The sequence below is a fragment of the Trichococcus flocculiformis genome (assembly GCF_900113645.1).
Classification (GTDB): Bacteria; Bacillota; Bacilli; order Lactobacillales; family Aerococcaceae; genus Trichococcus; species Trichococcus flocculiformis.
Window position 1 is genome coordinate 104187 of record NZ_FOQC01000003.1, and the last position, 13942, is coordinate 118128.

Annotated in this window: 14 protein-coding genes; 1 reads left to right on the forward strand and 13 read right to left on the reverse strand. The window is 45.2% G+C overall.

Annotated features, from left to right (window positions below; all coding sequences use genetic code 11):
• Positions 1-46: 46 nt before the first annotated feature.
• From BMZ71_RS02400 to BMZ71_RS02460, 13 genes are all read right to left on the reverse strand, one after another.
• Positions 47-457 carry a LapA family protein gene (locus tag BMZ71_RS02400; protein ID WP_068559634.1) on the reverse strand — a complete coding sequence of 137 codons (411 nt, stop codon included), beginning with the start codon at positions 455-457 and terminating at the stop codon, positions 47-49.
• Positions 458-575: 118 nt separating this feature from the next.
• Positions 576-1505 (reverse strand): ribonuclease Z, encoded by a 930-nt coding sequence (gene rnz / locus BMZ71_RS02405; protein ID WP_086988042.1) that lies wholly within the window; start codon positions 1503-1505, stop codon positions 576-578.
• 2 nt (positions 1506-1507) lie between these two features.
• Entirely contained in the window at positions 1508-3367 is a 1860-nt protein-coding gene (locus BMZ71_RS02410) for an acyltransferase family protein (RefSeq protein WP_086988043.1), read from the reverse strand.
• 38 nt (positions 3368-3405) lie between these two features.
• Positions 3406-4713, reverse strand: coding sequence for a GTPase ObgE (obgE, locus tag BMZ71_RS02415; protein WP_086988044.1), 1308 nt, complete (start codon positions 4711-4713; stop codon positions 3406-3408).
• A gap of 291 nt (positions 4714-5004) precedes the next feature.
• A complete protein-coding gene (gene glyS, locus BMZ71_RS02420; RefSeq protein WP_086988045.1) occupies positions 5005-7068 on the reverse strand; it encodes a glycine--tRNA ligase subunit beta in 2064 nt (687 codons plus the stop codon).
• A gap of 4 nt (positions 7069-7072) precedes the next feature.
• The gene (glyQ, locus tag BMZ71_RS02425; RefSeq protein WP_068559829.1) at positions 7073-7984 is read right to left on the reverse strand and encodes a glycine--tRNA ligase subunit alpha; all 912 of its coding nucleotides are present in this window, start codon (positions 7982-7984) and stop codon (positions 7073-7075) included.
• 270 nt (positions 7985-8254) lie between these two features.
• The gene (recO, locus tag BMZ71_RS02430; protein WP_086988046.1) at positions 8255-9094 is read right to left on the reverse strand and encodes a DNA repair protein RecO; all 840 of its coding nucleotides are present in this window, start codon (positions 9092-9094) and stop codon (positions 8255-8257) included.
• Between the two features lie 90 nt (positions 9095-9184).
• A complete protein-coding gene (gene era, locus BMZ71_RS02435) occupies positions 9185-10096 on the reverse strand; it encodes a GTPase Era (protein ID WP_086988047.1) in 912 nt (303 codons plus the stop codon).
• A gap of 10 nt (positions 10097-10106) precedes the next feature.
• Positions 10107-10532: a diacylglycerol kinase family protein gene (locus BMZ71_RS02440; protein ID WP_068559649.1), complete on the reverse strand. Its 426-nt coding sequence runs from the start codon at positions 10530-10532 to the stop codon at positions 10107-10109.
• Positions 10504-10986 carry an rRNA maturation RNase YbeY gene (gene ybeY / locus BMZ71_RS02445; protein ID WP_086988102.1) on the reverse strand — a complete coding sequence of 161 codons (483 nt, stop codon included), beginning with the start codon at positions 10984-10986 and terminating at the stop codon, positions 10504-10506. The genes BMZ71_RS02440 and ybeY overlap by 29 nt, the downstream gene beginning before the upstream one ends.
• An 8-nt stretch (positions 10987-10994) precedes the next feature.
• Positions 10995-11981 carry a PhoH family protein gene (locus BMZ71_RS02450; RefSeq protein ID WP_245734367.1) on the reverse strand — a complete coding sequence of 329 codons (987 nt, stop codon included), beginning with the start codon at positions 11979-11981 and terminating at the stop codon, positions 10995-10997.
• 203 nt (positions 11982-12184) lie between these two features.
• Positions 12185-12358 carry a 30S ribosomal protein S21 gene (gene rpsU, locus BMZ71_RS02455; RefSeq protein ID WP_068559653.1) on the reverse strand — a complete coding sequence of 58 codons (174 nt, stop codon included), beginning with the start codon at positions 12356-12358 and terminating at the stop codon, positions 12185-12187.
• Between the two features lie 180 nt (positions 12359-12538).
• Positions 12539-12973, reverse strand: a complete 435-nt coding sequence (locus BMZ71_RS02460; protein WP_281242304.1) for a Fur family transcriptional regulator — start codon at positions 12971-12973, stop codon at positions 12539-12541.
• Positions 12974-13062: 89 nt separating this feature from the next.
• Here BMZ71_RS02460 and BMZ71_RS02465 point away from each other — a divergent pair, with 89 nt between their 5' ends.
• On the forward strand, positions 13063-13899 hold the full coding sequence (locus tag BMZ71_RS02465; protein ID WP_086988049.1) for a pyruvate, water dikinase regulatory protein: 837 nt from the start codon (positions 13063-13065) through the stop codon (positions 13897-13899).
• The last annotated feature ends 43 nt before the right edge of the window (positions 13900-13942 follow it).

The following is a 13942-nucleotide window of genomic DNA, read 5'->3' on the forward strand; positions in this document are numbered from 1 at the left end:
TTCTAACCTGAAGTAGCCATCAAATGAATCTCCAGCTCTGTTTTTATCAAATTTTGCTCGGTTGATCCGGGTTACCAACAGTCAGCTTTTTTATCAACTCTTCTTCAAGCGAATTGATTTTGCTGTCTTTCTGGGATAACTGCATCCGCAGATCGCTCAGTTGCTGTTCGTATCCGGCTTTTGCAGTATCTACGGCTGTTTGGATCTCTTTGCTTTTTGCGTCGACTTCGGCACGCATCTGTTTGAACTCTTTGTTCTTCTTCGTCGCACTCCCTGTCGCAACCAATAAAGTGATGAGCGAGCCCATCAGAAGTGAAACAAGAATGACGATGATCAGAGGTCCATCCAAGACGGCGAACCCAAAATTGACCGGCACAGAATCAACGTTAAAAACGGCAAACAACACAATGATGATGATCAAAATAATACCTGCTACTAATCTCCATTGATTTTTCATTATAATCGCCCCACTCATTTTGATGTTTACACACTCTTATTATCATCTTTTTGCCGATGCATCGTCAACTTACAACCCTTGAGAACAATAGTGAGTATGTTCTCAAGGGTTCCGGCAATCATTTCATCAGAGCAATGTCGAACTCGTCATAGTCATTGACAAGTTTTGTATTCTGAAAGACTTTACGGGCATCCCGCTGCAGCTGATGCGCATTGCCGTTCAAGTAACGCGCACTGATGTGGGTCAAATAAAGTTGCTTTACGTTTGCTTCTTTTGCTACATTAGCGGCATCGATGCACGTTGAGTGGAAATAATCAGAAGCTATCGCTTGGTCTTCTTTCCCAAAGGTACTCTCATGAACCAACACATCGGCATCTCTGGCTAAAACGACTGTATTTTTCGTTCTTCTTGTGTCGCCTAAAATCGTTACGACGCGTCCTTTAGTTGTTTTTCCAATAAAGTCCAGTCCGTTGATGGTTCTTCCGTCAGGCAAAACAACAGTCTCGCCGTTCTTGAGTTTTCCATAGAGCGGTCCTGCGGGAACATCCATCTCTTTGAGTTTATCGGCCTGCAATTCTCCTGGATAGTCTGCTTCTTCAACACGGTATCCATACGAAATGATACCATGATTCAGCTTTGCACAACTGACGCGAAATTGCTCATCTTCAAACACAACGCCATCTTCCGTTATTTCGTGGAAAAAGATCGGATAGCGCAAGTGCGACTGGGATATACGCAGACTGGTCAACACAAATTCCTTTATTCCGACAGGGCCATAGATGTTCAAGGGAGTATTGCCGCCTTGAAAAGCCCGACTGCTCAAAAAGCCAGGCAGTCCGAATATATGATCTCCATGCAGATGGGTGATGAAGATTTTTTCCACTTTCCTGGGTCGGATAGTTGTTTTGAGTACACGCTGCTGTGTACCCTCCCCGCAGTCAAAAAGCCAGATGGCATTGCGTTCATCCAACAGCTTCAATGCTATACTGGAAAGATTTCTGCTGGTGGAAGGAACACCTGCTCCTGTGCCTAAAAATTGAATTTTCATAATCAATTGCTCCCATTTTCATCATTTAATTCTTGATAGATTTGCTCTGCCACAAAAAGGGCTAATTGTTGCGCGCCAGTCGGATTCGGATGGACTTGGTCCTCCAGAAGCCAATCGCCATGCCCGCTGCTGTAGGCATTCCAATCCAGAAGATGGACATTGGAATGCGTGCTTTCGGCAAGTTCCAATTGCTCATTCACGCTGTCCTTCCAGATTCTCGGAACATTCGTGGTGAGAAAAAACAAATCCTTGGATGTCCCGATTTCCTCTATGAAGCTTTCCATTTGCGTACGGGTGAAAGTCCCGTTGGAACCAAGAAAGACAACAACCGTATCATGTAATTGCTCCCGTTTTTTTAAATCAGCAATCACCTCAGTAGTTTGGTAAAGCTGTCTGCTGACTGCACCTTCGACAACTGCCCGACCAAAAACAGTAACCAGCTGATCCGAAACCGAGAGCAACACAGAGTCGCCTATGAAGGTAATATCAGCATCATGGGCAAATAAAACTACCTCTCGTTCCAGCCCTTCAATATTGTTGATGGCCCTGCTGCGGGCGGAAGCATCACGATTGATTTCTTCCATCTTACTCTGGCTGGCTGCGATCTGCTCTCGCAATTCCTGCACATCGGCATTTTCGCCGGATTTTGCCTGGACCAAACCAGTCAGTGCAATCAGCAGCAGGCAAACACTGCCGGTTGCAAAGATTTTTTCCGGAAAATGCCCGGTGAAACCGAGGGATCCTGAAAGTTTTCTTTTGGAAAAAGTATCCCCAAGACGCCAAGACGGCCCAAACGGTATTTTCCGCCGCTCTTTTTCGAATAGTTGGTAACCTATTTCGGAAAGACAGAGGATGAGTACCAGTTGGATCAAAACATGGCGACCGGGATCAACGCTTGTATCAACTACTTTTGCTTGATAAAGGGAAACGACCGGATAGTACCACAGATACAGAAGGAAACTCCGCCTGCCGATCCACTGAAACGGCTTGAACCGCAGTATTTTTGAAATGAAATTTGCCGGATGTGCTGTTAAGACAACCGCAATGCCGATCATGACACTGTTGAGGAACATCCCGCCTCTGTAAGTGAATGCCTGACTATCCAACATGCTGCTGAACATGACGCCGAGAACAGCGTAGCTCAATAATCCAGCGAGCGTCAATCTTCGACCAATCTGCTTCGGCACCGGTTCGTCCAGCCTCTCCAACGGCCAGACAACTGAAAGCGCGCTGCCGATCATAAACGAAAATAAACGCGTATCCGTCCCGTAATAAACGCGTGAAGCGTCCTCTCCAGGTACGTACAACATCCCCATCGCAAGAGCAGAAAACAAAGAAAGTAAGACCGCTGTGTAGAGGATTATCCGTTTATCTTTGTACAACGCCAACAGCAACAACACAACCAGTGGCCAGATGATATAGAATTGGCTTATGATCGAAAGGAACCAGAGATGCATGAACGGTGACTGCACATAGAATTGTTCAAAATAAGAAGCTCCAACAGAAATTTGCCACCAGTTATTGAACATCCCTAATGAAGAAAGGATCCATGGCCGTAAATTCAGTAAGAGTCCTCTTTGGAACAAAGTGATATATGCGGTCACTACTATCATCATCGATAGCAACGGAAAGAAAAGCTTGTGGAACCTTCTGGACAAATAGCTCTTGTAAGCCAGTTTGCCCTTTTCGCTGTATTCTTTGATCACCGACGCTGTAACGAAAAATCCGGTCAGGATGAAAAAAATGTTAACTGCTAAGTAGCCGCCGGGCAAAACATGAGGCATCAAATGATAGAAAATGATGGCAATAATCGCAATCGCCCGCATCCCATCCAATGGAACGGAACGTTTTTGTACTGTCACGATAATTATCCCCCATTTATTGATACTGATGTTACTTTTTAATCGACGAACTCAAAATGGTAAGTCATGATGCGGACCATGTCGCCGTCTTTCGCTCCCTTGGCCCTCAGTTTTTCATCCACACCCATTTGGCGCAGTTGACGCGCGAAACGCATGATGCTTTCGTCATGAGCAAAATTGGTCATGTTGAATAATTTTTCCAGTCTTTCGCCACCCAAAACCCATGTGGAATCAGGATCGCGTCCGATAGTGAATTGTTCTTGATTTTCTTCGAATTTGTAAAGGACGGATGATTCGACTTCTTCTTCGTCGAATAATGGGAACTCCGGCGTTTCTTTCAGAACTTCTGCAGTGTAGTCCAACAATTCGGCTACGCCGGTCGTTGACCAAGCTGAAATCGGGAAAATTCTTGGCGCTTCGTCTTCGCCGAATTTTTCGGCGATTTTCTGTTTGAAGACTTCAAGATTTTCTTCCGCCTCCGCCACGTCCATTTTGTTGGCTACGATGACTGTCGGTCTTTCCAGCAAACGCAATTGGTAACTTTCCAATTCCTTATTGATTTTTTCATAGTCATCGAAAGGATCTCTGCCTTCCGTGCCGCCCATATCAATGACATGCAGAATGACTCTTGTGCGCTCGATGTGGCGCAAAAATTGGATCCCCAGACCTACGCCTTGGGATGCGCCCTCGATCAATCCAGGTAAATCGGCCATGACAAACTCTTCTCCACTGCGGGTTTGTACCATACCTAAATTGGGCACGAGCGTAGTGAAGTGATAAGCTGCGATTTTTGGTTTCGCTTTTGACACAATCGACAGCAATGTCGATTTACCGACTGACGGGAAGCCCACTAAACCGACGTCCGCGATGACTTTCAGCTCAAGCTCCAACTCCAGCTCTTGCCCGGGTTCACCATTTTCGGCGATTTCGGGTGCAGGGTTTCTCGCAGTGGCAAAACGGTTATTCCCGCGTCCGCCACGTCCACCTCTTGCGACTACAGCCTGTTGGCCAGCTTCAGTCAGATCAGCGATGAGTTCTTTTGTTTCCGCATTGCGCACAATCGTACCCGGCGGCACCCTGACTATCGTGTCTTTTGCTCCACGGCCGAACATACTCTTACTCATGCCGTTTTCACCGGGCTTGCCCCTGAAATTGCGGTTATAACGGAAATCCAACAACGTGCGCAGGCCTGGATCCACTTCGAAAATGATGCTTCCCCCACGACCGCCGTCGCCACCTGCAGGCCCCCCATCGGGAACATACTTTTCGCGACGGAAAGCTACCATACCATCGCCGCCTTTACCGGCTTTTACATGCACTTTTGCATGATCTAAAAACATTGACATCTTTTTTCCCCCTTGGAAAACTGTTCGGCACTCTATATGCCGAACAAAATGATTCGATTGGCCCAACATTTCCAAATGCGCTTCCGCAGACAAAAAGTTGGACCGTTATCTTTAACAAATAATTTGCGCTTCTTTTTTCTGAACTGCTCATTCTTCCCTCTTAATTTACCATATTAACCAAAAAACGAAAAGAAAATACAGTATGGGAGGTATTGATCCTTCCAGCGCTCGGCGAAAAACAAAATGATGGAGTCGGGAGTAAACAATGTTAGCCCCGCCTCCATCACTTCACTATTTAAGGATCAATTTTCTGACATCAGCAAACTGCATAATGCTCAACGTCAGGTTTCCGAGCGTGTTCAAACGGTTACTGCGGATCGCAATATCCTCGACCATTACCATGTTTTCATCGAAATAAGCTTCAATGTATGGCGCAATCGCAGCCAAGGCCGCATAATCCGCTTCCGGATCGCCGTGTGAAAGAGCCAAATCGAGATGGTTAATCTGTACGTACAGATTCTTTTCGCTGGCTGTTTCAAGCAGATCTTTCTGAACAGGAATCGATTCATCAGGATTCCCGGAAATGTTTACGACACGCGCAAGAGCTTCCATAATCGCCTTGAACGATGCCTCTTCACTGTGCGCCTGCAATACTTTTGCGTTTGCAAACAAAATGTTGACATCTTGTTCTCCGGATTGCAACACAGCTTCCACTATATCATATCGGATGCCGTAGTTTTGAAGTTTCTGTTGGATACGGGCTTTTGCAAAAACAGCAAGTTCATTCATTGTTTTGGAGAACGATTCTGTATCTTCAACCGCATACACCTCTACCAACAAGCTGGAGAGCAACTCTTCCAATGAAAACGACCATTGGTATTTTTCGATGATCTGAATGACCCCGATCATTTGACGGCGCAAAGCATAAGGATCATTCGATCCCGTCGGAACCATTCCTTGCAAGAAGAAGCTGATGATGCTGTCCAATTTGTCCGCCATCGCCAAAACTGCTCCGACTTGGGTCTCCGGCAATGCACCTTCACTGGACACAGGGAGATAGTGTTCGCGGATTGCGGTCGCTACTGCTGCGGTTTCGCCTTGTTGTAGCGCATAGACTTCACCCATGATCCCTTGCAATTCCGTAAATTCGGAAACCATATTGGTTACCAAATCAAATTTATAGATGGAAGCCGCACGTAACAATTGCGTTTTGTCATCCTCTGCCAAATCAAGCAAATCAGCAAGGTGAGCAGCAATTTTAGCTGTGTTGTCCATCTTATCATGAATGGACCCGATTTTCGAATGGAATGTGACTTTTTTTAATTTTTCGACCGACTGCGCAATAGTGATGCGTTGATCTTCGTTGAAGAAGAATAAGCCATCCTCAAGTCGTGCTGTCAGGACCTTTTCATTTCCTTTCTTAACGTTATCGATGAATGCGCCATTCCCGTTGCGTACGGATATGAAGTACGGCAACAGTTTCCCGGATTTATCCTTCACTTCGAAATAGCGTTGGTGGTCCTTCATCGATGTGATCAATACATCTGCCGGCAACGTCAAATATTTGCTGTCGTATTCCCCAAAAAAGGCAGTCGGGTATTCGACCAATGATGTAACTTCTTCCAACAAGGTTTCATCGTTAGGGATGATCCAGCCGTTTTCAGATTCAATCTGCTGGAATTGGGCACGGATCATGTTTTTTCTTTTGTCCTGGTCGGCGATGACGTGTTGTTCCGCTAATTTTTCTGCGTACTCACTTGCATGCGCAAGCATCACTTCTTTGCCCAAGAAACGATGTCCGCGCGTGGTCCGGCCTGAAACGACATCCAAAACTTGGAATGGGATGATTTCATCGTCAGCAAGGGCCGCAATCCAATGGATCGGTCGGATGTATTTGAAGTGATGGTTGCCCCAGTGCATCGAAACAGGGAAAGTCATCGACTCAACAACTGTGTTCAATTCCTTCAGGACTTCTGAGGAAGCTTGTCCGCTCGTTTCCTTCTTGACGAACACATACTCTACACCATTCAGTTCATCAAAGAAGATATCTTCAGGCGTCAATCCTTGCCCACGGACAAAACCTAGTGCAGCTTTTGACCAGCTGCCGTCCGCCTGCAAAGCGATTTTTTTTGCGGGTCCTTTGACGATTTCAGCCAAATCCGCCTGTTTATCACTCACTCCGCTGGCGATGACCGCCAATCGTCTCGGTGTTGCATACATTTCGATTGCATCAAAGCTGATGCGGTTATCTTCCAAAAAAGCAGTCATCTTTTCTTTCAGTTGGATACTGCTGCTGCGCACATATTTCGCAGGCATTTCTTCCAGTCCGATTTCTAATAATACAGTTTGACTCATCAATTTAGTCCTCCTTCAGGGCAAGTTCTTTTTGATCATCCGAAAGCAAAGGGAAACCCAATTCTTTTCTCTTTTGGACAAAAGCTTTCGCCAATTGGCGTGCCATATTGCGGATCCGCGCGAGATAACCTGCGCGGTCTGTAGCAGAAATGACCCCTCTTGCATCCAACAGATTAAAGGCATGCGAACTCTTCAGGACATAGTCATACGCCGGATGCACAAGACCGTTTTCGATCTGTTTTGTCGCTTCTGCTTCAAACGAATCGAACAGTTGGAACAATAAATCAACGTTGCTCTCCTCAAACGAATATTTGGAATGTTCATATTCCGGCTGGCCGAAGATTTCGCCATATTTCACGCCCTCTGTCCATTCAAGATCGTAGACACTGTTCACATCCTGGATATAAGAAGCCAAGCGCTCCAGCCCATAAGTGATTTCGCTCGTGACAGGGCTGCATTCCAAACCGCCCACTTGCTGGAAATAGGTGAACTGGGTTACTTCCATCCCGTCCAACCAGACTTCCCAGCCCAAGCCTGCGCAACCCAATGAAGGGTTTTCCCAGTTGTCCTCTACAAAGCGGATATCGTGTTCGATCGGATCGATGCCCAGCACCTTCAGACTTTCCAGATAGAGTTCCTGGATATTATCCGGTGATGGCTTCATGACCACCTGGAATTGGTGATGCTGGTACAGGCGGTTGGGATTCTCACCATAACGGCCGTCAGCAGGACGACGTGAAGGCTCCACGTAAGCGGCATTCCATGGTTCTGGTCCGATTGCGCGCAAGAAAGTGTACGGGCTCATTGTTCCGGCACCCTTCTCCGTATCATAGGACTGCATCAATAGGCAACCTTGATCTGCCCAAAAATTTTGTAGCGCTTGAATCATTTTTTGCACAGTTAATTTGTTTTCCATCATAATTCTCCTCCACTTGAAATAATACATAAAAAAAATCCCTATGCATCAAGTTTCCTTGAAACATAGGGACGAATATTTTCGCGGTTCCACCCTAATTCCGGCTGATGCCGGCACTTCGTTACAGGACTCGGATACGCCTTTCCGCAATAGTTTCCCGCTTTGGCTCACACTATCCCAAATTCGCTTTTCGGTACTGACCAGAGGTACTTTTATCTTCAACGTCCAGTATTTAGTTATTCTCAATATTAGCCTTGTTTATGCAGATTGTCAAGAATTACTTGGATCGGACTGTACGCTTTCGTTCGGCTTGTTTGGCTCCGGTTCGGTAGCGGAACGGAACGGGATTTCAACCTTTGTCTCCCAAGCGTACATCTGATCGATGAAGCTCTTGCTTTTCAGGCGGATCCCGACATATTCTTCATATAATTCGTCGATGAAGGCTCTGAGCGCCTGTTTTGTCTCCGGTTTTATTTTTATGTTCCCGACTTGCTTGGGCGTTACCAATTGGAAAATACGGGTAAAATGGACAGCCGCAGGGCTTGCATGTGATCTTCTGGGATCCTCACCGTAATGTTTCTGGCATAGCGCTCCGGAATATTTGACCGAAAAATCGAATGGTTCCTGTTTGCTGTGACAGACAACGCATTCCTGCAGTTGCGGAGCTGCTCCGAAATATTTCAATACCCGCATCTCGAAAATGTTCACTATGACTTCCGCATCCATCCTGTTCTGCATGGCGACCAGAGATTCCTCGAGCAGATCGTAGAGGTCGGCTGCCTTGATGGCATCATTAATGGCCGCATCAGCCAGGTTGTTCAAATAAGTCGCATAGGCATTCAGGTGGATGTCCGTTTGCATGTTGGAAAAATGGGAGATATCGCGACTATCCTGCAGGAAGCTGAGTCCGTCATCTTTGATGCGGCCAAGATAAGTCGCTTTTGTGAATGGCAGGAGTGCTGCTTTCAGGGAATGGTTCGGATTTTTGATGTTCTTTACAAAAAACATCCGTTTTCCATGTTCACGCGTAAATATTTTTACCAATGCATCCTTTTCCCTGTGTTTTCGGATCGATAAGACGATGCCATCAAATTGCTGATATGTCTCCATGTCGCATCCTTTCAAAAACAGAAGAGCCCGGAAGGCAACCTCCCAAACTCTTTCTGATTGCTATACGAGTATCTTTAGCGCACGAGCTGATCAATCGTAATCTTTTTGGCGGTAACCGTAGTCCTGCAGATAACTCTGTTTGTCGCGCCAATCTTTTTGGACTTTCACCCAAAGTTCGAGGTAGATCTTATCACCAAGCATCGCTTCGATATCGCGGCGTGCACGGACACCGATTTCTTTCAACATTTTCCCGCCTTTGCCGATGATGATGCCTTTCTGGCTAGTGCGATCGACGATGATGGTTGCGTGTACGTGCACTTTATCATCTTCATTGCGCAACATCGATTCCACGACGACTGCCACGGAATGCGGCACTTCTTCTTTGGTCAACTGCAGGATCTTTTCGCGGATGAATTCGGACACGACGAAGTATTCCGGATGATCCGTCACTTGATCGTCCGGATAGAATTGCGGTCCTTCCGGCATGTATTTTTTGATGGTGACCATCATTTCATCGACATTGTTCCCTTGAATGGCGGAAATCGGAATCACTTCATTAAATTCATTGTCTGACGTATAGTCCATAATAATTTTAAGCAATTCCTCCGGCTTGACCTGATCGATTTTGTTGATGACCAAGAATTTCGGCGTGCGCAGATTTTTGAGTTTCTCAAGGATAAAATTATCGCCCGCTCCTCTTTTTTCTGCCGCATTCACCATAAAGAGAACCAGGTCCACTTCATTGAACGTACTGTATGCGCTCTTCAGCATAAAATCGTTCAAACGCGTCTGCGGTTTGTGGATTCCGGGAGTGTCGATGAACACAATTTGGGAATCATCCGAAGTGACTACTCCTTGGATTTTGTTCCGTGTAGTTTGCGGGACATCGCTCATGATAGCGACCTTTTGACCGACAATACGGTTCAGTAGGGTGGATTTTCCTACGTTCGGTCTCCCGATGATGGAGACGAACCCAGATTTGAAACCTTCTTTTTTATTCATACAAAACTCCTCAAATTAACTTATAATATAATTCCACAAACTCGGGCAAAAAAATGATAGCTGCAATAACAATGGTAAAGAGTACTGTAACCAAGACCGCTCCGGCAGCGATATCTTTTGCTTTCTTTGCCAGAGGATGATATTCGTAATCCGTAACCAAATCGACCACATTTTCAAATATTGTATTCAAAAATTCCATGATGATGACCAAAAATATGCAGAAGATGATCACGATCCATTCCGTTGTGCTCGATTCGAAAATCCATGCCAACAGAAGCGGTATCAAGCCCAACAAGGCATGGCTGCGCATATTCTTTTCTTCTTTGAGGATAATGCCGATGCCATCCAAAGCATGCCTAACTGAAGCGAAAAAATTTGGATTCTTGCCAACTTTCCCCATTTTTTCCTTACTCGTCTCTTTTAAGTCCATAAGCATCCAATATCTCTTTCTGAAGACCAAACATTTCCTTTTCGTCTTCCTCCGTCATGTGATCATAACCATTCAAATGCAGGAAACCATGCAAAGCAAGGAAACCCAGTTCTCTTTCGAAACTGTGACCATAGGACTCCGCTTGTTCAAGGGTCTTTTCGGTTGAAATGATGATATCGCCAATGTTGGTGGGGAACAATCCGGATATGCTTTCCATATTGATTGGGAAGTCATCATCCATGTCATCATTCAGCGCAAAGCTGATGACGTCCGTCGCTTGATCTTTGTTGCGGTATTCTCGATTGATCTCCTGGATACGATTGTTGTCCACAAACGTGATCGACAATTCGGTATCCGGTGCCAACTTCAAATACTCCCCCGCAAAGGAAATCAGGGAATGGACCAACTCCGTGTGCTCTTTTTGTACAGATTCGGTTTCATCAAAAATATCTATTTCCATATAATCGCTCACTTTTCTATGTTGTGTTTTGTTTCCTCTTTGACATCATATGCTTTGATGATGTTCGCAACGACCGGATGCCGCACGACATCATAGGTATCAAAGGTGACAAAAGCGATATCCGGGATGCCCTTAAGTTTCTTCTCGGCATCAATCAATCCTGACAGCGCCCCTTTCGGCAAATCGATTTGGGTCTTGTCACCGTTGACGATCATTTTTGAACCGAACCCGAGCCGCGTCAGGAACATCTTCATCTGTGCGACGGTCGTATTCTGAGCCTCATCAAGGATGATGAAGGCATCTTCCAGCGTCCGTCCACGCATATAAGCTAGCGGCGCAATTTCGATGACTCCCCTGTCCATCAAACGTGTGGTGTGCTCAACGCCGTAGATTGCATAAAGCGCATCATAGACCGGACGCAGATACGGGTCAACTTTTTCCTTCAGATCTCCGGGTAAAAATCCCAGATTTTCACCAGCTTCAACAGCTGGACGTGTCAGGATGATTTTTTTTACTTTACCGTTCTTCAGAGCCTCAACAGCCATCACTACGGCCAAGAACGTTTTCCCGGTCCCGGCAGGACCTATTCCGAAAACAACATCTTTATTCTTGACGGCTTGCACATATTGACTTTGGCCGAAATTTTTTGCCCGGATAGGCTTGCCTGCGTATGATCTGCCTATTTCCTCTTCGTAAAGGTTAATGAAGAAGTCAAGGCTTCCGCGTTCCGACATTTTTATAGCTGTGACGATATCTGTTTGTGAAATAGGGATGCCGCGCGCTGACAGTTCCAATAGTTGCTTAATCAGGGAGCGAGCTCTGTCGACAGCTGGCTCTTCACCACTGATTTCAATTTTCATGCCGCGGCTTGTAATGGTCACATGCAGAGCATCTTCCAGCATCCTCAGATGCTTATCCTGCGATCCAAATAATTGAGGCAAGACGGATGCGTCCGTCACTTCAATTTTCTCTGTTTTATTCACTTTATCGGTCAAACAAGCTACACTCCTCTTTTTGGGGATTTTTTTCACTGCTCATTGCCTACATTATAACATAAAGCGGCAAGGCTTATGAAAGTATTTATCCCTCTTACGTTCAAGGTGATTCTGCAGAACGACAAAAAAATGGAATGATACGGAGATCATCCCATTCTTTATCGATAAGTCTCTAAGAATTTTAGAATGTGAGCATCTGACTGTTAGAATTTACGTTTTCTGGCAGCTTCAGATTTTTTCTTGCGTCTCACACTTGGCTTTTCATAAAATTCATGTTTACGTGCGTCTTGTAGAGTTCCAGTTTTTGAAACAGTACGTTTAAAGCGACGAAGAGCATCATCAAGAGATTCGTTTTTACGAACAACTGTTTTTGACATTAAATATTCCCTCCCTCCGAGCATTAAAAGTAACGTTTCCTTTTGAAAGCAAGTAATCAAAATGAAATTGTTCTTTTGATATTATATCATAGAAGAAAGCAATTGCAACGTTTTATTGTAAAACAACAATAGGATTTCTACCATCAGAATAAACCTGAGTTTTCTGTACTGACTTTCGCGCTATCCGGCAGTCAGACAGTTCTTGCAAACACCAAATATTTCGAAGCGATGGGAAGAAATCTGGCATCCTTCCAACTGTTGCTCGAAGAAATCCATCGGACACATCTGCAAAGCAATCGTCATTCCGCATTGTTGACAAATAAAGTGATGATGATGGTGTCCCTCGTGCAGACAAGTGATCCGGAAAAGTTTTTCGTTGTTCAATTCTGTTTCTTCCAAGATTCCAACTTCAACAAAAGTGTACAGATTGCGGTATATCGTATCATAGCTGAGTGTCGGATATTCATCCTCCAAAGCCTGTAAAACTGCTTTTGCCGGAAGGTAGCGGTTCTCCTCCACAAAGACAGTAATGATATCTTCTCTTTTTTGAGTGTATTTATAACCGTGCTTTTTTAATCGCTGCAGTGCAATTGTTACGGTATCTACTGGCATCATTTTCCCTCCCGACTCTATCATTTTCAAATTGACTATAGTATATTATTAGTGAGAATGCAATGATTAAGATTCAGGAAGGATGAAATTATATGGAACAACAAGAGCAACAGGACCTACATTTTGTCATTATATCCGATTCAGTGGGAGATACGGCCAGGAAAGTCCTTCAGGCAGTCTTGGCGCAATTCCCATCACTGACAGTTCATATGTATCACTATCCGTTCATCAGAAAAATGAAGGATCTGGAGCCAGTATTGAAAGAGGCCAAAGAGCTTAAAGCATTTGTCATCCATACTTTGGTCGTCGAAAATTTGAGTGAGTTCACAGACGATTTCTGCGAAGCAGAGAATTTGCCTTGCTATAACATACTGAAAGACTTGGTCAAGGATATTTCCAAAGCAACGGGACAACTGCCACTCAAGAGGGCGGGCGCTTTGCACCGTCTGGACGACGAATATTTCAACCGGATCAGCGCTATCGAATTCGCTGTCAAATATGATGACGGAAAAGATCCAAAAGGCTTTTTGGATGCGGATCTCGTCCTGCTGGGCGTTTCGCGCACTTCAAAAACCCCACTTTCCATGTTTTTGGCAAACAAAAACATCAAAGTAGCAAACTTACCGATTATGCCGGAAGCCTCAGTGCCCGAAGAGATTTGGCAAGTGGATCCGAAGAAAATCGTCGGATTGACCAATGATGCCGAGGTGTTGAATAATTTCCGAAAAGAACGGATGATCGCCTACGGATTATCGCCTGAAACCATCTATTCGGACATGGATCGTATCCGGGCTGAATTGGAATATGCGTATGATTTGTACAACAAATTGGGTTGCATTGTCATCAATGTATCCAAACGTTCTATAGAAGAAACAGCCGCGATCATCATGAGCAGCATCGAAATCTCCGATACAACCATCATTCCGTAAAACCAAAAGAAGAGAACCCGTTGATTCATTCGGGCCCTCTTCT

What these genes read in the sequence shown, in the direction of transcription:
- BMZ71_RS02400 (WP_068559634.1), bottom strand. Translation starts at nt 457, where the DNA reads ATGAAAAATCAATGGAGATTAGTAGCAGGTATTATTTTGATCATCATC.
- rnz (WP_086988042.1), bottom strand. Translation starts at nt 1,505, where the DNA reads ATGAAAATTCAATTTTTAGGCACAGGAGCAGGTGTTCCTTCCACCAGC.
- obgE (WP_086988044.1), bottom strand. Translation starts at nt 4,713, where the DNA reads ATGTCAATGTTTTTAGATCATGCAAAAGTGCATGTAAAAGCCGGTAAA.
- glyS (WP_086988045.1), bottom strand. Translation starts at nt 7,068, where the DNA reads ATGAGTCAAACTGTATTATTAGAAATCGGACTGGAAGAAATGCCTGCG.
- glyQ (WP_068559829.1), bottom strand. Translation starts at nt 7,984, where the DNA reads ATGGAAAACAAATTAACTGTGCAAAAAATGATTCAAGCGCTACAAAAT.
- recO (WP_086988046.1), bottom strand. Translation starts at nt 9,094, where the DNA reads ATGGAGACATATCAGCAATTTGATGGCATCGTCTTATCGATCCGAAAA.
- era (WP_086988047.1), bottom strand. Translation starts at nt 10,096, where the DNA reads ATGAATAAAAAAGAAGGTTTCAAATCTGGGTTCGTCTCCATCATCGGG.
- BMZ71_RS02440 (WP_068559649.1), bottom strand. Translation starts at nt 10,532, where the DNA reads ATGCTTATGGACTTAAAAGAGACGAGTAAGGAAAAAATGGGGAAAGTT.
- ybeY (WP_086988102.1), bottom strand. Translation starts at nt 10,986, where the DNA reads ATGGAAATAGATATTTTTGATGAAACCGAATCTGTACAAAAAGAGCAC.
- rpsU (WP_068559653.1), bottom strand. Translation starts at nt 12,358, where the DNA reads ATGTCAAAAACAGTTGTTCGTAAAAACGAATCTCTTGATGATGCTCTT.
- BMZ71_RS02460 (WP_281242304.1), bottom strand. Translation starts at nt 12,973, where the DNA reads ATGATGCCAGTAGATACCGTAACAATTGCACTGCAGCGATTAAAAAAG.
- BMZ71_RS02465 (WP_086988049.1), top strand. Translation starts at nt 13,063, where the DNA reads ATGGAACAACAAGAGCAACAGGACCTACATTTTGTCATTATATCCGAT.